This window comes from Brevibacillus sp. 1238 (assembly GCF_029892995.1).
In the GTDB taxonomy this organism is placed as follows: domain Bacteria; phylum Bacillota; class Bacilli; order Brevibacillales; family Brevibacillaceae; genus Brevibacillus; species Brevibacillus parabrevis.
On the sequence record NZ_JARXWC010000005.1, the window covers coordinates 197,886 to 216,823 of the forward strand.

Annotated in this window: 16 protein-coding genes; 1 reads left to right on the forward strand and 15 read right to left on the reverse strand. The window is 51.4% G+C overall.

The features are described from left to right. Window positions 1-17 precede the first annotated feature (17 nt). The 13 genes from M2298_RS14545 to speE form a co-directional block, all read right to left on the reverse strand. Complete coding sequence (locus M2298_RS14545) at window positions 18-650, reverse strand: TetR/AcrR family transcriptional regulator (protein ID WP_063228957.1); 633 nt, start codon at window positions 648-650, stop codon at window positions 18-20. A gap of 205 nt (window positions 651-855) precedes the next feature. Then, window positions 856-1,998 (reverse strand): acyl-CoA dehydrogenase, encoded by a 1,143-nt coding sequence (locus tag M2298_RS14550; protein WP_063228956.1) that lies wholly within the window; start codon window positions 1,996-1,998, stop codon window positions 856-858. Window positions 1,999-2,070: 72 nt separating this feature from the next. Further along, complete coding sequence (locus M2298_RS14555) at window positions 2,071-3,213, reverse strand: acyl-CoA dehydrogenase (RefSeq protein ID WP_173596356.1); 1,143 nt, start codon at window positions 3,211-3,213, stop codon at window positions 2,071-2,073. 31 nt (window positions 3,214-3,244) lie between these two features. After that, entirely contained in the window at window positions 3,245-4,096 is an 852-nt protein-coding gene (locus M2298_RS14560; RefSeq protein WP_063228954.1) for a 3-hydroxybutyryl-CoA dehydrogenase, read from the reverse strand. A gap of 12 nt (window positions 4,097-4,108) precedes the next feature. After that, the gene (locus tag M2298_RS14565; protein WP_173596355.1) at window positions 4,109-5,287 is read right to left on the reverse strand and encodes an acetyl-CoA C-acetyltransferase; all 1,179 of its coding nucleotides are present in this window, start codon (window positions 5,285-5,287) and stop codon (window positions 4,109-4,111) included. A gap of 228 nt (window positions 5,288-5,515) precedes the next feature. Then, window positions 5,516-7,591 (reverse strand): heterodisulfide reductase-related iron-sulfur binding cluster, encoded by a 2,076-nt coding sequence (locus M2298_RS14570; RefSeq protein WP_280648652.1) that lies wholly within the window; start codon window positions 7,589-7,591, stop codon window positions 5,516-5,518. A 278-nt stretch (window positions 7,592-7,869) separates the two neighbouring features. Beyond that, complete coding sequence (gene kamA / locus M2298_RS14575) at window positions 7,870-9,228, reverse strand: lysine 2,3-aminomutase (protein WP_122962561.1); 1,359 nt, start codon at window positions 9,226-9,228, stop codon at window positions 7,870-7,872. A gap of 172 nt (window positions 9,229-9,400) precedes the next feature. Next, complete coding sequence (locus tag M2298_RS14580) at window positions 9,401-10,837, reverse strand: sigma-54 interaction domain-containing protein (protein ID WP_122962660.1); 1,437 nt, start codon at window positions 10,835-10,837, stop codon at window positions 9,401-9,403. 76 nt (window positions 10,838-10,913) lie between these two features. Then, on the reverse strand, window positions 10,914-11,306 hold the full coding sequence (locus M2298_RS14585) for a hypothetical protein (protein WP_122962560.1): 393 nt from the start codon (window positions 11,304-11,306) through the stop codon (window positions 10,914-10,916). Window positions 11,307-11,383: 77 nt separating this feature from the next. Further along, a complete protein-coding gene (locus tag M2298_RS14590) occupies window positions 11,384-11,797 on the reverse strand; it encodes a YwiB family protein (protein WP_242773876.1) in 414 nt (137 codons plus the stop codon). A gap of 62 nt (window positions 11,798-11,859) precedes the next feature. Beyond that, window positions 11,860-13,104 (reverse strand): MFS transporter, encoded by a 1,245-nt coding sequence (locus M2298_RS14595; protein ID WP_122962558.1) that lies wholly within the window; start codon window positions 13,102-13,104, stop codon window positions 11,860-11,862. A 273-nt stretch (window positions 13,105-13,377) separates the two neighbouring features. Continuing rightward, a complete protein-coding gene (speB, locus tag M2298_RS14600; protein WP_122962557.1) occupies window positions 13,378-14,247 on the reverse strand; it encodes an agmatinase in 870 nt (289 codons plus the stop codon). A 19-nt stretch (window positions 14,248-14,266) separates the two neighbouring features. Next, the gene (gene speE / locus M2298_RS14605; protein ID WP_063229042.1) at window positions 14,267-15,100 is read right to left on the reverse strand and encodes a polyamine aminopropyltransferase; all 834 of its coding nucleotides are present in this window, start codon (window positions 15,098-15,100) and stop codon (window positions 14,267-14,269) included. 614 nt (window positions 15,101-15,714) lie between these two features. Here speE and M2298_RS14610 point away from each other — a divergent pair. Further along, a complete protein-coding gene (locus tag M2298_RS14610; RefSeq protein ID WP_280648653.1) occupies window positions 15,715-17,766 on the forward strand; it encodes a transglycosylase domain-containing protein in 2,052 nt (683 codons plus the stop codon). Between the two features lie 72 nt (window positions 17,767-17,838). On the opposite strand, the gene M2298_RS14615 is transcribed toward M2298_RS14610, so the two are convergent. Then, complete coding sequence (locus tag M2298_RS14615; RefSeq protein ID WP_122962555.1) at window positions 17,839-18,093, reverse strand: hypothetical protein; 255 nt, start codon at window positions 18,091-18,093, stop codon at window positions 17,839-17,841. A 275-nt stretch (window positions 18,094-18,368) separates the two neighbouring features. Next, window positions 18,369-18,866, reverse strand: coding sequence for a YwhD family protein (locus M2298_RS14620; RefSeq protein ID WP_122962554.1), 498 nt, complete (start codon window positions 18,864-18,866; stop codon window positions 18,369-18,371). Window positions 18,867-18,938 lie beyond the last annotated feature (72 nt).

The following is an 18,938-nucleotide window of genomic DNA, read 5'->3' on the forward strand; positions in this document are numbered from 1 at the left end:
AGATTCAAGTAAATGACTTAGTCGGAGACACTGATTTCACGAAGCAACAGCGTAATCTGCTTTTCGGTGAACTCCTCCAACGTATAGTGCTTGTGCAGAGCCCAGCGACGGAACACCCACATTTCGCCCAGCACCATGATATTGTCAGCCATCAGCTTGACATGCTTCTCATCAATGCGCAGCGAACCGTCGGCAATCCCTTTTTGCAGGATCTCCACAAAAATTTGGGCAATCTCTTCTTCACGTCCGAGAACGTAACGAAGCGTTTCTTTCGGCAGCGACTTCGACTCCTGATAAATGAGCAGGACGCGGTCGCTCATCTGATCCATCACGCGGATCAAGCTTTTGAGTGCGAGCTTCAAAATTTTCAAGCCTGTGCCGTTAAAATTGATCGCTTCGCGCAAACGCGTCTCCATCTCGGCATGAATCGCATCGCAAACGAGATAAAGCACGTCTTCCTTCGATTCGATGTACTCGTACAAGGTGCCGATACTGAACCCGGAAGCCCGGGCGATCTCCCTCGTCGTCGTTTTGTGAAAACCTTTATTAATGAAGAGATGAACGGCAGCTTCAATAATCTGCTCCCGGCGTTTTTCAATCAACTTCGGGTCCTTTACCAAGGACGGTATGGTTTTTCTTCTTTCGGACACAACAAATCCACCCTTCCAACCGACTGAGCGTTTAGTCAGACACTTTCAGGAAAAGAAAGGCGCAAACGCTCATTGACGATCTTTTCGCAAACAATTATACGCGAGTAAGAGCGCAAAGCCAAACCTTTCTTTTCCACAGGCCTTATCAAAAAATCTTTTTGCGTTCAGCTAGTTGGAACAATCGTGGTTGTCGGTAATGATTTCTCTATTCTTTTAGCAGGTAGTTGCTGATTACTACGCGCTGGATTTCATTAGTGCCCTCATAAATTTGCGTGATTTTCGCATCCCTCATGAAGCGCTCGACAGGGTACTCACGGGTGTAGCCGTACCCGCCAAATACTTGCACTGCTTCGGTCGTAACCTCCATCGCGATATCGCCCGCGAATACTTTGGACATGGCAGATGCTTTTCCGTAAGGCAGGCCCTGGTCTTCCAGCCATGCAGCCTGATACGTGAGCAAGCGAGCGGCTTCGATTTTGGTTGCCATGTCAGCCAGCTTGAACTGGATGGCTTGCAAGGACGCGATCGGCTTCCCGAACTGGTTGCGTTCTTTGGCATAAGCAAGGGCGTGCTCGAAAGCTCCCTGCGCGATGCCAACCGCTTGGGCAGCGATTCCGTTTCGTCCGCCGTCCAGCGTCATCATGGCGATTTTGAAGCCTTGACCTTCCTCGCCGAGCCTATTCTCTACAGGAACTCGTACATCTTCAAAATTCACCGCCAAAGTTGGCGAGGAACGAATGCCCAGCTTTTTCTCCTTTTTGCCCATCGTGAAGCCGTCCATGCCTTTTTCCACGATGAAGGCGGTAACTCCCTTGTGTTTCAGCTCAGGGCTGGTTACGGCAAAAACGATGTAAATCTCTGCTTCACCCGCATTGGTGATGAAAATTTTGCTGCCGTTCAAAATGTAGTGGTCGCCATCGCGCACAGCAGTTGTACGCATTCCTGCGGAGTCGGAGCCTGAGCCTGGCTCAGTCAAACAGTAAGCTCCCATTTTTTTGCCTTCTGCCAATGGACGCAAAAACTTTTGTTTCTGCTCTTCTGTGCCAAACTTGTAAATCGGCCAGCTTGCCAGCGATACTTGTGCGGACAAAGTTACGCCGATCGACGCATCCACACGGGAGAGTTCTTCGACTGCAATGACGTAGCTCAAGTAGTCCGCGCCAGCGCCTCCGTATTCTTCCGGCCAAGGGATGCCCGTCAAGCCAAGCTCTGCCATCTGTTCAAAAATGGATCTGTCGAAGCGCTCTTCCTCATCGCGCTCGGCTGCTGTCGGAGCCACCTGGTTTTCTGCGAAATCGCGGATCATTTTACGCATCATGTCATGTTCTTCCGTGAGCTGGAAATTCATTTTTTTCACTCCCCCATGTGTTTTCGCCTGTTTTAGTCAGCCCAGTAACCGGGCGGCACAAAAGGCTTTTATTTAGTCAGCAAGCAAATGCTTGGCGATTACGATTCGTTGAATTTCGTTGGTACCCTCATAAATCTGCGTAACTTTGGCATCCCGGAACAGACGCTCAACCGGATATTCTCTGGTGTAGCCGTACCCGCCAAACACTTGTACCGCTTCTGTCGCCAGCTCCATCGCCGTATCCGTAGCGAACCGTTTTGCCATCGACGCTTCCATGCCGCAGGCGATTCCCTGGCTGCGCAGTGATGCTGCGCGATACACCAACAGTCTCGCTGCTTCCGCTTTTGTCGCCATGTCCGCGAGCTTGAACCCGATAGCTTGTTGCTTGGCGATCGGTTGTCCGAACTGCTTGCGTTCTTTTGCGTACTCTGTCGCGTAATGGACAGCAGCCTCGGCGATCCCCAACGCTTGCGCAGCGATTCCGATTCTGCCCGTGTCCAGGTTCGCCATCGCAATACAGAAGCCGTCTCCCTCTTGCCCCAACAGGTTGGCAGCAGGTACGCGAGCGTTGTCAAGCACCAGTTCAGTCGTGTAGGAGCCGTGCAGCCCCATTTTCTTTTCCTTTTTGCCGACGATAAAGCCCGGCGTATCTTTCTCCACGATGAAAGCGGAAATTCCTTTGCTTCCCTTGCTGGCATCCGTGACCGCAAAAGTGATGTACGTATCCGCTTCGCCGCCGTTTGTAATGAACACTTTGTTGCCGTTCAGGATGTATTCATCCCCGCTTCGCACCGCTGTCGTTCTGATGCTACTGGCATCGGACCCGGCATGCGGCTCGGTCAGGGCAAAAGCGCCGAGATATTCGCCACGAGCCAGCTTTGCCACGTACTTGCGCTTCTGCTCCTCCGTTCCGAAGTAAAGAATCGGATTCGTTCCTACAGAGGTGTGCACGGACAAAATGACTCCCACTGTCGCGCTCACTTTGGAAATCTCGTGAATCGCCAAAATGTAGGAGACAAAATCGGCTCCGGCGCCTCCCCATTCTTCAGCGATCGGTATTCCCATCAGCCCCATCTCGCCCATCTTTTTGAGAATCTGGCGGGGAAACTCATCCTTTTCCTCCATAACCGGAACAAACGGCGCAATTTCTTTTTGCGCAAAGTCGCGTACCATGCGGCGCATCATCTCTTGCTCATCGTTCAATCGAAAATCCATGTCCGTCCTACCTTTCTGCCGAATCCTTCAGTTAGTTGTACACGTAGAATCCTCGACCGGATTTTTTGCCTAGCCATCCCGCTTTTACGTATTTGCGAAGCAGCGGGCAAGGACGATATTTGGAATCGCCGAAGCCTTCGTGCAGCACCTCCATGATGTAGAGGCACGTATCAAGACCGATAAAGTCAGCCAACTGGAGCGGACCCATCGGATGGTTCATGCCCAGCTTCATCACTTCGTCGATCGCTTCTGGCGTTGCCACGCCCTCATACACGCAATAGATCGCTTCGTTGAGCATCGGCATCAGCACCCGATTGGACACGAAGCCCGGGAAATCATTTACGCTTACTGGCACCTTGCCCATTTGCTTCGACAAATCTTCGGTCAGCTGGTATACCTCGTCTGCTGTTTGCAGCCCGCGAATAATTTCGACCAGCTTCATCACAGGTACAGGATTCATGAAATGCATCCCGATCACTTTTTCCGGCCGCTTCGTCACTGCGGCAATTTCGGTGATGGGAAGAGAGGACGTGTTGCTCGCCAAAATCGCATGCGGCGGACATACCTCATCCAGTTTGGAAAAGATCGCTGTTTTCACCGCCATATTTTCGGTGACAGCTTCTATAACAAAATCAGCATTCGCCGCGTCTGCCAAATCGGTCGACAGGACGAGCCGGGATAAGATCGCCTGTTTGTCGTCTTCGCTCAGTTTGCCTTTTTCCACGTTGCGCGACAAGTTTTTCGTGATCGTCGCCAGACCGCGCTCCACAAACGGCTGCTGCACGTCGTTCAAATAAACGCGAAAGCCTGCCTGTGCTGCTACCTGGGCAATGCCGCTGCCCATCTGCCCTGCTCCGATGACCATTATCGTTTGTACGTTCATGTAAAAGGCCCCCTACTCCACTTTAATCAGGATAGCGTCTCCCTGTGCGGCACCGCTGCAAATCGCCGCAATCCCTAGTCCGCCACCGCGTCTTTTTAACTCGTATGCGAGGTGCATGATAATTCGTGCTCCACTCGCTCCAATCGGGTGACCGAGCGCGATCGCTCCCCCGTTTACATTTACTTTCTCGTCGTCCCAACCGACGATTTTGCCGCTGGTCAAGGTCACGGCTGCAAACGCTTCGTTCACTTCAAACAAAGCGATTTCGTCCAGCGAAACCCCTGTTTTTTCGAGCAGCTTGTTGATGGCCAGCCCTGGTGTCGTTGCAATGTAAGGCGCTTCTGCTCCTACGTGCGCATGTCCGAGAATCGTAGCGAGCGGCTTGATGCCCAGCTCCTCGGCCTTGGCATCGGACATCAGCACCATCGCTGCTGCTCCGTCATTAATGCCAGGCGCGTTGCCTGCCGTAATCGTTCCGTCCTTTTTGTAGACTGGCGGCAGTTTCGCCAGACCTTCCCTGGTCGTATCCGGGCGTGGTCCTTCGTCTTTTGTCACTTGCAGCGGCTCCCCTTTTTTCTGAGGAATGGAGACGGCTACGATCTCCTCGTCAAAAAGTCCGTTCTCGACCGCTCTCGCCGTTCTCTGCTGGCTGCGCAGCGCCCAATCGTCCTGCGCTTCACGCGATATTCCGTACTCTTCAGCCACGTTGCTGCCGTGAACAGCCATCGGCACCTGATCAAACGGACAAGTGAGGCCATCGTACATCATGAGATCGCGTACAGTCGCATCTCCCATTCTCATGCCATCACGCGCCGCCGGAAGCGCATAAGGCGCATTGCTCATGCTCTCCATGCCGCCAGCAACGATAATCTCCCCGTCGCCTGCGCGAATGATTTGGTCGCCCATCGTGACAGCCCGCATCCCGGAGGCGCACACCTTGTTGATCGTCTCGCTCGCCACGTCCCATGGCAGTCCGGCCTTGCGTGCTGCCTGCCGGGAAGGAACCTGTCCTGCTCCCGCCTGAATGACCATGCCCATGATCACTTCGTCGACTTGATCGCCGGAAATGCCGGAGCGCTCCAAAGCTTCCTTGATCACGATTGCACCGAGGTCTACCGCAGACAACGCTTTCAGGGAACCGCCAAACTTGCCAAACGGGGTACGTGCCGCCCCAACTATCACCGTTTTCATCGCATGCCCTCCATTCTTATGACCGAGCGTTCGTTCATTTTCTGCTATCTTCATTTTGCCGTCTTCAACCCGATTAGTCAATGAATTATTAGAAAAGTTGGGCTATGTTAAAGCTTCTGACGCCCGTGTTTGCTACCCTTATCCCGACGAAAAAAGAACAGCCTGACTTCTTTTCCTAATCAGGCTGTTCGGGGTTCCCAAAAGAACACTTCTCGTCTTCGTCGCTTGTCAGATCGCGTCCGCCAAAATCTCCGCCACATCGCGCGTTTTGACGTCGTCTTCTTTTTCCTTGGTTTTGATTCCGTCGTTCATCATGGTCAGGCAGTACGGGCAGGCGCTGGCAATCGCGGTCGGGTTGACCTCCAATGCTTGCTCGGTACGCGCCACGTTGACACGCGAGCCTTCATGCTCCTCCATCCACATCAGGCCGCCGCCTGCTCCACAGCACATGCTGTCACAGCCGCTGCGCTTCATTTCCACCACTTCGACGCCAGGGATTGCTTCCAAGATGACACGCGGCTTGTCGTAAATCTCGTTGTAGCGACCCAAATAGCAGGAATCGTGATACGTAATCCGCTCCTTGACTTCCTTCGTCGGTTTCAAGCGGCCTTCGTTCACCCACTGGGCGAGCAACTCGGAATGGTGGTACACTTCCGCGGTCAATCCAAACTCCGGATATTCGTTTTTGAACGTATTGTACGCGTGCGGGTCGCAGGTGACGATCTTCTTCACTTCGTAGCCTTCGAACAACGCGATGTTTTCTTGTGCCAGTTGCTGGAACAAAAATTCGTTTCCGATGCGGCGCGCCGTATCTCCCGAGTTCTTTTCCTCATTCCCCAGGATGGCGAACTTGACGCCCGCTTCGTGCATGAGCTTCACAAAAGCATGCGAGATTTTTTGGCTGCGCAGATCAAACGAGCCCATGGAGCCGACCCAGAACAAATATTCAAATTCCTCGACCTGCTTGACGGTCGGCACCTCGTATTGACCATTCAGACCTTCAATCCATTTCATCCGGTCCTTGCGGTTGATTCCCCAAGGGTTGCCCTGGCGCTCGATATTGTTCAGGGCGCGCTGCGCTTCGGCTGGCATGCTTCCTTCGGTCATCACGAGATAGCGGCGCATGTCGATGATTTTATCCACGTGCTCGTTCATCACCGGACATTGGTCTTCACAGTTGCGACAGGTTGTACAAGCCCACAGCTCCTGCTCGGTAATGACATCGCCAATCAGGTTTTTCTCGTAAATGGACGTCGCGCCCTCGGCTGTGGCTGCCACTTCCGAAGCTTGCACAGCGATCTGGTTGGCAGTCGTTTGCGAAAAAGCAAAGCTTGGCATCCACGGCGTACGAGATGTCACAGCGGCTCCCTTTTCCGTCAGATGGTCGCGCATTTTCGTAATCAAGTCCATCGGCGAGAGCATTTTTCCGGTTCCCGCTGCCGGGCACATATTCGTACAGCGCCCGCACTCTACACAGGCGTACAAGTCGATCAGCTGTGTTTGCGTGAAGTCTTCGATCTTGCCCACGCCGAATACTTCCTGTGTCTCGTCCTCGAAGTTGATGCTCGACAGCTTTCCTGGCGGATCGAGCTTTTTGAACCAGACGTTAACCGGAGCAAACAGCAAGTGAGCGTGTTTGGACTGCGGCACGTAGACGGCAAAGCCCAACAAAATGATCAGATGCGCCCACCAGAAAATATAAAAGAGAACCGCTCCGCCCGTACTGCCTACCCCGATGGCGGAAAAGGCCATTGCCAAGACGGAGGAGATCGGAGCAAAGCCAGATGCTTCATGCCCGAGCCAAATTTGCTCAAAAGCCAGGGAGAGCAATACAGTCGCCATCAGAGAGAAGATCAGCAGCAGGACAATCCCTGACTTGAAGCCGCGCTTCAGCCGTTTCAACTTCTCGATATAGCGACGGTAAAAAGCGTATCCGACAGCAGCCAAAATCAGAAAAGTGGTGATTTCCTGCATGAGCGAAAAGTATTTGTGAGCGCTGCCAAAAGGTAGCTCGAAGCCCGTCGATAGCCCTTTGATCACCAGCTCGATCGCGCCGAATTGCAGCGTGATGAATCCGTAGAACATCACGACGTGCATAATCCCGCTTTTCTTGTCCTTCAACAGCTTCTTGTGGAAAATGACGTTGTCCAGCATCAGGTTGATGCGTGCGCCAAAGTCATTTTTCACATCCGGCTTTTTGCCCAGCTTGATGAACAAATATCTGCTGTACACAACATGTCCGGCCAGATACAGCCCGTAAGCGAGCACCAGGAAAAAAGCGATCAGATTGATAAGTGCCAGCATGTTTCTACTCCCCCACTTTCACGAGTTGTCTTTACTTTCTATCTTATCAGAATCGAAAAGAAAAATGAATGACTATTCAGTCTGTAAGTTTGATTTTTTCAAACAATGCAATAATACTGACTGAACGTTCGCTCATATTACTGTAATCCGATCTTATCACAGAAGCGGGAAATGAACCATCCTGCAAATAAAATTGGCAATATTCTCACCCTCATGCTCACGAAAAAGAAACAGCTGCCCGTTCAATCAGGCAGCTGCTAACACTTTGTTTTTCACGTTTATTTGCCAGACGCTTCTTTTGCTTCTGCAGGCGTCTGTTCTTTTTTCGCTTTTTGCTCCAGACGCACGTCTGCCAGCGACTTGACTTTGGTGGCCTTGATGCGCTTGTTGCGCGGCAGATCGGTCGGCTCCAGGTTGTCGACTTCATCCTGCATGAGGGCCGCGATACCGACAGCTTTGCCTTTTGCCGCTGTGCAGTATTCGCAATTTTCCTCGTCATGCTCATGGTAGGTCTTAGGCTCCGGATACGATGTGATTACGCCTTCGAAGTTGCGCAGCACCACTTTATCGGACGCTTGCGAAATAATGTAGTTCGGGCTGACCGGGATTTTTCCGCCACCGTGCGGAGCGTCCACCACAAAGGTAGGGACAGCATAGCCGGAGGTATGGCCGCGCAGGTGTTCAATAATTTCAATCCCTTTGCTGACAGGAGCGCGGAAGTGGCCGATTCCTTCAGACAGGTCGCACTGATAGATGTAGTACGGACGGACGCGAATTTTGACCAGGTCTTGCACCAGCTTTTTCATCGTGTTGGCACAGTCGTTGATTCCCGCGAGAATCACAGCCTGGTTGCCCAGCGGAACGCCCGCATTTGCCAGCATTTCGCAAGCTTGCTTCGCTTCCGGTGTAATTTCTTTTGGATGGTTGAAGTGCGTATTCAGCCATACCGGATGATACTTTTTCAGGATGTTGCACAGGTTTTCCGTAATGCGCTGCGGGAATACGACTGGCGCGCGGGTTCCGATACGGATGATTTCTACGTGCGGAATGTCGCGCAAGCTGCTGATGATGTATTCCAGAACGCGGTCGTTGATCAACAGGCCGTCTCCGCCAGAGAGAAGCACGTCACGCACTTCCGGTCTGCTGCGGATGTAATCGATACAGGCGTCGAGCTGTTTCTTCGGCACGCCCATGCCGATCTGGCCGGAGAAGCGGCGACGCGTGCAATAGCGGCAATACATGGAGCACTGGTTCGTCACAAGGAAGAGCACACGGTCTGGATAACGGTGAGTCAAACCGGGAACAGGAGAATCGGTATCCTCATGCAACGGGTCTTCCATGTCGTACTTTGTCCGAACCATTTCGGAAGACAGCGGAACGGATTGCATGCGCACCGGATCTTTTGGATCATCGACGTCCATCAACGAAGCGTAGTACGGCGTAATATTCAAAGGAATGGTTTGCGTGGAAATACGCACGCCCTCTTCCTCTTCCGGCGTCAGGTTGATTACTTGCTTCAAATCATCTACCGTTTTAATGGTGTGGGTCAGCTGCCACATCCAGTCATTCCATTTTTCTTCCGGAACATCCTTCCAAAGTTCAATCGAACGCCAGTCACGTCTTGTCGCTACTGTCATCTGTGTCACATCTCCTCTCGTCTGTAGTGAACCATCATGCGTTTCACTCGACCAAGTAAAGATGCAAGGGTCGTGCCAATCAAATCAAAAAATTTAGAAAATAGGAAATAGAGCGTTTTGTAAGCGTTTCTTTCCCTTTAAACCAATGAAAGCGCTGCCGAAATTTCGGCATTCAACAGGGCGGGATCATTCGTTGCGAAAGCTTGTATTGCAGCGTTTGCCTTGGGATGCCCAAAAGCTTCGCTGCCCGCAGTACATTGCCATCCGTCTGTTTCAGCGCGTCCCCGATGATCCGCTCTTCCAGTTCCCGCAGAATCTCGGGCAGCGTACAGCCTTCTCTGTCCGCAAGCAACGAGATTGGGATTGGTTCAGGCGTTGAAGGGCTTTGCAGCATATCCGGCTGCACTCGCTCCAGCATATGCGCTGGCAAATGCTCCATCATGATCATGTCATCCTCCACCATGTTCATCGCTGCCTCCACCACATGCTCCAGTTCCCTGACGTTCCCCGGCCAGTCGTAGCGCGCGAAAAGCTGGGCTACTTCCGGGCTAATGCCGCGCACGTTCATGCCGAACACCCGGTTGAACTTGGCCAAAAAATGCTCGACCAGCAAGTCGACATCTTCTCTGCGCTCGCGCAACGGCGGCAAGGAAAAGGAGACGACGTTGATCCGGTAATACAGGTCGGTTCGCATCAAACCTCGCTCGACAAGCAGTTGCGGAGCTTCGTTGACAGCAGCGATCACCCGCACATCCACTTTGACCGACTGACTGCCGCCGATCCGCCTGATTTGCCCATCCTGTAGCACGCGCAGCATTTTTGCCTGCAAATCGAGCGGCATGCTGTTCAGTTCATCCAAAAACAGCGTTCCGCCATCCGCCAGCTCAAACAGTCCCGGCCGATCGTCTGCCCCTGTGAAGCTGCCTTTCACCGTGCCAAACAGCAGGCTTTCCAGCAATGACGCTGGCAGCGCCGCACAGTTTTGCGCGATAAACGGCTTGCTGCTGCGCAGTGACGCGTGGTGAATCGATTGCACAAACAGCTCCTTGCCAGTTCCCGTCTCGCCGTAAATCAGCACGGGTGAAGTCGTGCGCGCGGCCTTTTTCGCCCGTTCCTTCAAGTGATTCATCTGCTCGCTCTTGGTCAAAATGTCTTCGAAGTGGAAAGCAACCTCATCCGCCCCCCGTTTGGCGCGCTTTGGCTTGCTGATTTTCGCCTGCAAGTCAACCAACCGCTCCGACAGCTCTTTCAGCTTGCCGATATCTTTTGCGACCTCAACCGCTCCGACCAGCCTTTTGCCTACTCGGACCGGGAGCGTCGTGTTAATCGTCTCTACGCGCATTCCTTTCCAGTTTTTATACGTCTGTGTCTGATCGTAGATGGCTTCTCCGTTCTCAATGACACGCAGCAGCGTGCTCGAATGCCGGTCGAGCGAAGGAAACACCTCCAATAAAGGCTTCCCCAGCACCTCTTCTGGCGTCAACCCGTCCAGTCTTGCCGCGACGTGGTTGTAGAAAATCGTGATTCCTTCCGCATCGACCACATGAATCCCTTCATCAATGGCCCCCAGTATTGCCTGCAACATTTCTACCGTATCAGACAACGGCATGCTGGCCTCCACCCCTTTCAACCTTGCTGCCAAAAAACCATCACTATGCCGAAAATTCGGCAAAATCAACATCATCCTATCGATTTCGCGCTACTTGTACCGAGAGCATGACGGTGTAAAGCAAATGTCCACATATCCATATGCAAAATGCTGTCCACGTTATCGGAACTTTGCTTAAGAGACTAAACGGCAAGAAGGCGACTGCAAATCCAAGCATCCAGTACAGCAAATAACGGGTCCTTTTGCCGCGATCTTCACGAGGGTAAAAATACATCAGAAAAAAAGCAATGATCACACTGATCAAAAGATGGAGCAAAAGCTCCGCGATTGACGGCAAGTTTTCCATGCCCGGGACATAACTGACGTCGATCAGTACAGGAAACGTACTGGTGTCGAACAAGCCGTCTCCCAGCGCGAGAAAAGCTGCCAAACCCAGACCGGCAATAAGGCCATTCACGAGTACGAACATGCTTGAACCCTCCTTCCAACTCCTGCCGCGAGTTCCTTCTATTGTACGTGCAAAAAACCGCCCTTGCAAAGAGCGGCTTATTTTCCTAACTCCATTTTCAGTTCGTGCTCGCCAGCGTACTGCTCGTTCATCCACGTTTGATAAAAAATTTCCACCTGTACCGGGGCGTCTTCCGCATAGCGGATACGCAGCTTGCTCGTATGTGTCTCCATGGCGAACGGCCCGTACGGACTCTGGTAAGTGGAATGCGTGCTTGCCCCTTTTTCAAAGTGCTGTCTCGTCGAAACGCCACCCTGGCGCACCAGCGTAACAGCGCTGTCCGTCAGTTTGAGGGTTGTACTGACTTCTCCCGCGCCTTCCAGTTGTTCTTTATATGTCAAATACCAGGCAGATGCTTTTTGCACAAGCTTTCCTTTGTACTCATGCCTCGTTTCATCCCATTCTCCGTCGACGCGATGTCTGGCTGACAGCTTCAGTTGTACTTCTTTCATGACGCTCTCCACACTCCACGATTTCTGCTTGCTTGTCGGACAATCATCCATTCATTTTACGATCATCCTTCTTGAGTTGCAACCGCTGCCTGGTCCTTTGCGTCCGCCAAAAGGAAGCGCATGGTCGCGGCAACACCAACCGCCGCGAGCAAAAGCAATCCCGCCAGGACAAGGTAGCCCATGCCTGCTCCTGTGTAGTCAATCATGACTGTAAACACGCCGATCAGCACCAAACGCATCATCATGCCGAGCGAGTTGAAAAAGCTCATTACCCGCCCCATAAACTGTTTCGGGATCACGGTCATGTAGAGAGATTGGCGGATGAGGCGAACAGAGGCATTGCTCCAGCCGTAAAACATATAGGCTCCGATCAAAGCCCAGCCGTACGGCAAGGCCACCATGACGACGATCATGACAGCGAACAGCAGCGTGTTTGCCACCATCGCAGCCAACTGCCCCATTTTGCGTACGACCACAGAGACGAGTATACCTGCCGCTACCGCTCCCAAAGCATAGGCCATCTCCCCGAACGAGAAGACCGAGACATCTGCTTGCAAAGTTTGGCTGACGTAAACAGGCTTCAGCAAATTGCTCGCCATCACAGCGATAAATGGCATCAAGGCACATATACCGAAGACGAGAAAGCCCTTTTTCTCCTTGATGTAGCTCCAGCTTTGCCCGAACTGGCTGATCCACGATACGCCCTGGCTCAGCTTGGCCTCGCCTTCCAATGTAAACGTATATTTCATCGTGGAAAGCAGACAAAATGCAAACAGGTACGTCAGAGCATTGAACAAAACGACAGTGGAAAGTCCGAATTTGCCCAGCAACAGCCCGGAAAACGCACCTGCGAGAACGGACGCCGTCTGTCCCTCGATTTCCAGCAAACTGTTAATGTCGTTGTAATGTTTCGGTTTGAACGTCTCCTGAACCAAGGCCGATTGGGCCGGATAATGAATCTGGTACATGAAGGTCGTAACCAGGTAAATCGTGATCAGCATCCATTCCTGATACTCTCCGAAAAAGCCCCAGACAGCCAAAACTCCCAACACGCCAAAACCGATCAAGTTTTCAACGAGCAGCATTTTTTTGCGGGAATAACGATCAATCAGCGTCCCGATATAAGGCCCGATAAAAAACATCAACACAGCCGAGACGAACATGGTCGAACCCAACAGCTGGGCCGAACCTGTGGTTTCCACTAGATACCAGGCAATCCCGATCATCGTCATGCCTTGACCGAAGCCGGAAAAAAGATTGGAGAAAAACAGCTTGCGAAACTCAGCATGCGCAAAAACTTCTCTCATGGATAACAACTCCCTCGATAATGCTTCGGCAACTTTTTATTCTCTATGCCAATTTTATCTAATTTTATAAACTTAGTAAATAAAAATGTTTTTAAAGTGCAAATGAATGTCCTGCTCCTGCTCAGGGAGTGTATTACACGTTACGTTACGTTACGTTACGCGACGCGCGAAAATTTTCTGCATCCATTCAGGTTCAGATAAGAAAAGGTGCGAGCAACGCCATACAAAAGCCTCCGGTACTTTGTGAGTTCCGGAGGCTTGTCGTTGTATCGATTATTTTACAAAGCTGAGCAGCAGCTCGCGCACGATTTTGGATGCCACGATTTGCGTCATCTCGCTGTGGTCGTACACAGGAGCCACTTCCACCAGGTCGCAGCCAATCACATTAGCGCCATTTTGCGCCATGAAGTGAATCGTGTCCAGCAGCTCGCGGGAAGTGATGCCGCCTGCTTCTGTTGTACCTGTGCCAGGTGCGTGCGCAGGGTCGAGAACATCGATGTCGATGCTCAGATAGATCGGACGGTTGCCGATCGTCGGCAGCACTTGCTTCACAGGCTCCAAAACATCGTACTTGTACAGGTGCATGTTTTCTTTTGCCCACTCAAACTCTTCTCTCATTCCGCTGCGAATCCCGAACGAGTAGACGTTTTTGCCGCCAATCAGGTTGCACACCTTTTTGATTGGCGTGGAGTGGGAATACTGGTATCCTTCGTAGTTGTCGCGCAGGTCGGTATGCGCGTCAAAGTGGAATACCACCATGTCCTTGTACTTTTCGTATACAGCTTGGAATACCGGCCAGGAAACGAGATGCTCGCCGCCCAGTCCCAGAGGGAATTTGCCGTCTTCCAACACTTTTGCCACGAAGGTGCGAATCGCATCAAGGCTGCCTTCCACGTTGCCAAAAGGAAGCGGAATATCGCCAGCATCAAAATACTTGATGTCTTCGAGCAGTCTGTCCAAATACGGGCTGTACTCTTCGAGACCGATCGATACTTCGCGAATGCGGGCAGGGCCGAAACGGGAACCTGGGCGGAAGCTGACCGTCCAGTCCATCGGCATGCCGTAAATGACTGCTTGGCTTTCTTCATAGCTTCCGTGGCTGCGGATGAAGACATTGCCGGAATATGCTTCGTCAAAACGCATAAAGGTTGTCCTCCTCCGATTAGTCGCGGGTCAGCTCAGCCACAAAGTTAGGCAGTTTGAAAGCAGCGTGGTGAACTTCCGCATTGTAGTATTTGGTGCCCAGGTCTTTGATTTTTGCAGGATCTACTTCCAGCGGATCATGTTGTTTGGAAGCGATGGTGAAGCTCCACAGACCGGATGGATAAGTAGGGATGCTGCAAGTGTACAGACGGGTTACCGGGAAGATCGATTTCAGGTCTTTGAACACGCGCTTGATCAGATCGCGGTTGAACCATGGAGATTCTGTTTGCGCAACCATGATGCCGTCTGGTTTCAACGCATCGTGAATGCCTTGGTAGAAGCCTTTTTCAAACAGACCTACCGCTGGGCCAACTGGCTCTGTAGAGTCAACCATGATCACATCGTATTCGCCTTTGTGGTCATGAATATGTTTGATGCCATCGATTACTTGCACATCGACACGCGGGTTGCCTGTCAGTGCGCTCGCAATTTCCGGGAAATATTTTTTGCAGGATTCAATTACGCCACCGTCGATTTCAGCCAGAACTGCTTTTTCCACAGCTGCATGCTTCACGATCTCACGGATTGCCCCACCGTCGCCGCCACCGACAACCAGAACCTTTTTCGGGTTTGGATGCGTATTGAGAGCGATGTGAGAAATCATTTCGTGGTATACAAACTCATCGACATCGGTGGTCATAACCATGCCATCGAGTACTAACATGCGACCAAACTGCTTGGTAGTAATGACATCGATTTGTTGAAACTCGGATTTCTCACTGTATAGGGTATCAGTAATTTTCGTTGTTATCCCGTGATTTTCCGTTTGTTTTTCGGTGTACCACAATTCCATATTCATGGTTATGTAACCTCCTTCAATTAACCGCATGAAAATACAATATAACAAGAAAATTATAGTAGCTGCCAATCAAAAAGCAAGTTTTTTTTCTGGACAGGCCAAAAACCCGTCCTCGCGCTCGTTTTTCATGCGACAGGCAAGTTTATCCAGTACACAGCTGACCCATACTAGAAGTATCATTTGTGTCCCTTAGTATGTCCCGTTTTTTGTGGAAACGTCGCGCTGTTTTTTTATGTCAGAGGACGTGGCTGCTTTTGCTGCTCAGAGCGGATTTTGCGAAAAAACTCGGCAAGGGTTATGACGGTGGAGGTGTCGTTTTCGCTTGTTGTCAAACAGCTATTTCGTTTCTGTGAAAAGACGCGGCGGGGGCTTGACGGCAGATGTGGCGCTTTCGCTTGTCAAACAGCTATTTCGTTTCTGTGAAAAGACGCGGCGGGGGCTTGACGGCAGATGTGGCGCTTTCGCTTGTCACACAACCGTCCCCGTTTCTGCGAAAAACGTCTTTTGGGACGTAAAACGCTTGCGACCAACGCTTTTCTCCCCCAAAGAGCGGGGAGACTGTCACGACTATTTTGTTCGTTCAAACAATAGAAAGGAGGAGAGGCAAAATGGAAGTCATTCGTGACCCTTCCCTGTTGCGTTATCTTCGCTGGGCCAAGAAATTTGTAAAATTTTCCATACTCAGCCTTTTATGCTTATCTTTTGCCATCTTGCTCTTGATCTTGTACTTGCGTTCGCAACCGCTTCCTGAAACATTCGTCAAGCAGACGACAACGATTTACGCAGCTACCGGAGACGTGCTGGACACGATGCACCGGGGGGAAAATCGCATTTCCGTGCCCATTCAGGAAATATCGCCTGCCCTCATCAACGCAACGATCGCGATCGAGGATCGTTCATTTCGGGAGCATTATGGCTTTGACTGGAAACGGCTGGCCATGGCTGCCTACGTCGATGTGATCAACATGGACATGCGCCAGGGAGCCAGTACGATTACCCAACAGCTGGCACGAAATCTGTATTTAAGCCTGGATAAAACATGGGAGCGAAAAATCAAGGAAGCCTTGCTCGCGATTCAACTGGAGCTGAATTACAGCAAAGATGAAATTTTGGAAATGTACATGAACCAGATTTACTATGGTCATTCTGCCTACGGAGTTCAGGCTGCCGCCCAAACGTATTTCGGCAAGGACGCCAAAAACTTGTCTCTGGCGGAAAGCGCCATGCTGGCCGGGATTCCCAAAGGACCGACCTATTACTCTCCTTTTGTTGATTTTGAGCGGGCAAAATCGCGGCAGAAGCTGATTCTCGAAGCCATGGAACGCGATGGCATGCTCACGGCAAAAGAAGTAGAAACGGCTTATGCGGAACCAATCAAACTAAAGGAGCGCGCTACGGAAAACGTAACCGAACAAGCGCCTTACTTCCGTGATTACATCGCAAGTCTAGTCAAAAACAAGTACGGCATCGACGAAGAAAAATTCATCCATGGCGGTTTGAAAATCCACACCACGCTTGATCCGGTGATGCAAAAAAAGGCAGAGGAAATCATCGCTTCCACACTGCCGAAAGACAATCCGAATTTGCAGGTCGCATTGGTCGCCATGGACCCTGCTACCGGGTACATCAAAGCGATGGTAGGCGGACGCGACTATAAAACAAGCCAGTACAATCGCGTGCTGGGCAAAAGACAGCCCGGCTCCTCCTTCAAGCCGATCATGTATTTGGCGGCCTTGCAAAACGGCTACACGCCGCTGACGATGATGAAAAGCGAGCCGACGGTCTTCACCTATGACCATAACAAGCAATATATCCCGAGCAATTTCGGCGGACGATATGCGAACGCGATGATCAACATGCGCGATGCGATCAAGACTTCTGACAACATTTACGCGGTCAAAACGATTGATTTTCTCAGCCCGCAAAAAGTCGTCGAGCAGGCGAAAAGCTTGGGAATCAGCAGTCCTTTGCAAGCTGTTCCTTCTCTCGCCCTCGGCACTTCCCCCGTCTCACCTCTGGAGTTGAATGCAGCCTACGCGGCTATCGTCAACAAAGGAGAAGCGGTTGAGCCAATCGCGATTACATCGATTGAAGACAGCGAAGGAAACGTTTTGGTGCAAGAAACTACGCAGAAAACACGGGTGGCCGATCCTGTCGCCTCTGCTCTGTTGGTGAATATGATGCAAGGCGTGTTTGAACGCGGCGGAACCGGATTCCGCGTCGCCAATGAATTGAATCGGCCAGTTGCCGGAAAGACGGGGTCGACCGACTATGACGCTTGGCTAAGCGGTTTTACCCCTCAGTTAGTCTCCACGGTGTGGGTAGGCTACGACAAAAATCAAAAGGTGGACGATGTAAAGGAAGGGTATTTGTCCAAAAAAGTGTGGGCGAGCTTTATGGAGAGCGCACTGAAAGGCCAGCCTCCCGCCCTCTTCGATATGCCCGCCGGAGTGGTTTCCGTCTACATCGATCCAGCGTCAGGAAAGTTGGCTACCGAACATTGCCCGACTCCACAGCTGTTTTACTTTGCCAGTGGCACGGAGCCACAAGATTACTGCACAGATCATCTGCCTCCCAACCAAACACCTACGCCGCTGCCTGCGCCCGACTCTTCGACGTTCTGGCAACGGATGGGCAGCTGGTGGAAGCCGGATCAATAACCGATAACGAAAAAAGGACGCGCTCGCAAAGAGTACGTCCTTTTTTGTTTCATCATTTCAATGGCTGGCTCATCACTTTAATGATTGGCTGTCTCCGCCGCCTACGATGCCATCTCCGTCGGTGAAGACGTGATCGTTGACGATACTAATCATCCCGGCCTGATCGAGCTGTTCCAATACTTCAAACAAGCTTTCCCGCTTGCCTGCCGGGAGCTTGCGGATAAAGTTGTTGATTTCAGCAGGTTCCACATGCGTCCGAAAATGAACCCCGCCGTGTTTCACAAAATGATCCTGGGATTGCTCCTGTTCACGCGGATCTTCATTCATGAGTACCGCCCCTTCCGTCAGACAGTTTGGGTCGAGCCTCTTTAGTGTGCCGCTATCAGCGCAAACCATGACCAGTAAAAAAATCTTCTATCGGCAATCACCGGATCATCATGTTCACAATTTGCCTGAACGCAAACAGGGAAAGAGTGACGGCTCTTTCCCTGTTTGTTGACCCAGTGTACATGTACACAGATATGGAAATAAGTTTACCTGACTTCAATTCTGGTAACAATTGATTTCACAATTTGTTCACAGACCGTTCACGATTTCCAGCTTTAGGACAAATTTTGTTTTAATTCCTCCGTGGAATTATCGAACATGGCTGCATTATTTTCGATCAGCAATTTTTTCAAAGCAGCTTTTTCTTTGTCGCCAAGCTCGGTCAACATGATCCGGCGCTTCATGGAATAGTCCATACGATTCACATGATCCGCCAAAATTTTGTAGCCACGGCGCGCTTCCCGATCGATTTCCATGTAACAAGCAGTCGCCCCTGCGTAATACGGGCCATTTTCATTGCGGTCAACGGTTACCCACACCACCCAGTACGGCTTGCCGTTCGGTACTTCTTCTTTGTTCATCGTCCATTTGATGCCTTTTTCAATCGAGCTTTTTGCATGCAGCGCCCCCATGTCGATGTAGGCTTCATCTCCATCGATGATGACGGACGATACAGCCCCCAGATCGAGTACCCCTTGGCCGAATCCGCCATGAACGTCCGTTTTGCCGCTCATGATGGTAAAGCCGCCTTTTTTGTTATCGAAAATATCCATTTACACGCCCTCCAGACACATATTCTCCTTTCTTTATTCTACTCGGAAACCTACAGTGACGCAATTTGCCCA

What these genes read in the sequence shown, in the direction of transcription:
- M2298_RS14550 (WP_063228956.1), bottom strand. Translation starts at nt 1,998, where the DNA reads ATGAATTTCCAGCTCACGGAAGAACATGACATGATGCGTAAAATGATC.
- M2298_RS14555 (WP_173596356.1), bottom strand. Translation starts at nt 3,213, where the DNA reads ATGGATTTTCGATTGAACGATGAGCAAGAGATGATGCGCCGCATGGTA.
- M2298_RS14560 (WP_063228954.1), bottom strand. Translation starts at nt 4,096, where the DNA reads ATGAACGTACAAACGATAATGGTCATCGGAGCAGGGCAGATGGGCAGC.
- M2298_RS14565 (WP_173596355.1), bottom strand. Translation starts at nt 5,287, where the DNA reads ATGAAAACGGTGATAGTTGGGGCGGCACGTACCCCGTTTGGCAAGTTT.
- M2298_RS14570 (WP_280648652.1), bottom strand. Translation starts at nt 7,591, where the DNA reads ATGCTGGCACTTATCAATCTGATCGCTTTTTTCCTGGTGCTCGCTTAC.
- kamA (WP_122962561.1), bottom strand. Translation starts at nt 9,228, where the DNA reads ATGACAGTAGCGACAAGACGTGACTGGCGTTCGATTGAACTTTGGAAG.
- M2298_RS14580 (WP_122962660.1), bottom strand. Translation starts at nt 10,837, where the DNA reads ATGCCGTTGTCTGATACGGTAGAAATGTTGCAGGCAATACTGGGGGCC.
- M2298_RS14585 (WP_122962560.1), bottom strand. Translation starts at nt 11,306, where the DNA reads ATGTTCGTACTCGTGAATGGCCTTATTGCCGGTCTGGGTTTGGCAGCT.
- M2298_RS14590 (WP_242773876.1), bottom strand. Translation starts at nt 11,797, where the DNA reads ATGAAAGAAGTACAACTGAAGCTGTCAGCCAGACATCGCGTCGACGGA.
- M2298_RS14595 (WP_122962558.1), bottom strand. Translation starts at nt 13,104, where the DNA reads ATGAGAGAAGTTTTTGCGCATGCTGAGTTTCGCAAGCTGTTTTTCTCC.
- speB (WP_122962557.1), bottom strand. Translation starts at nt 14,247, where the DNA reads ATGCGTTTTGACGAAGCATATTCCGGCAATGTCTTCATCCGCAGCCAC.
- speE (WP_063229042.1), bottom strand. Translation starts at nt 15,100, where the DNA reads ATGGAATTGTGGTACACCGAAAAACAAACGGAAAATCACGGGATAACA.
- M2298_RS14610 (WP_280648653.1), top strand. Translation starts at nt 15,715, where the DNA reads ATGGAAGTCATTCGTGACCCTTCCCTGTTGCGTTATCTTCGCTGGGCC.
- M2298_RS14615 (WP_122962555.1), bottom strand. Translation starts at nt 18,093, where the DNA reads ATGAATGAAGATCCGCGTGAACAGGAGCAATCCCAGGATCATTTTGTG.
- M2298_RS14620 (WP_122962554.1), bottom strand. Translation starts at nt 18,866, where the DNA reads ATGGATATTTTCGATAACAAAAAAGGCGGCTTTACCATCATGAGCGGC.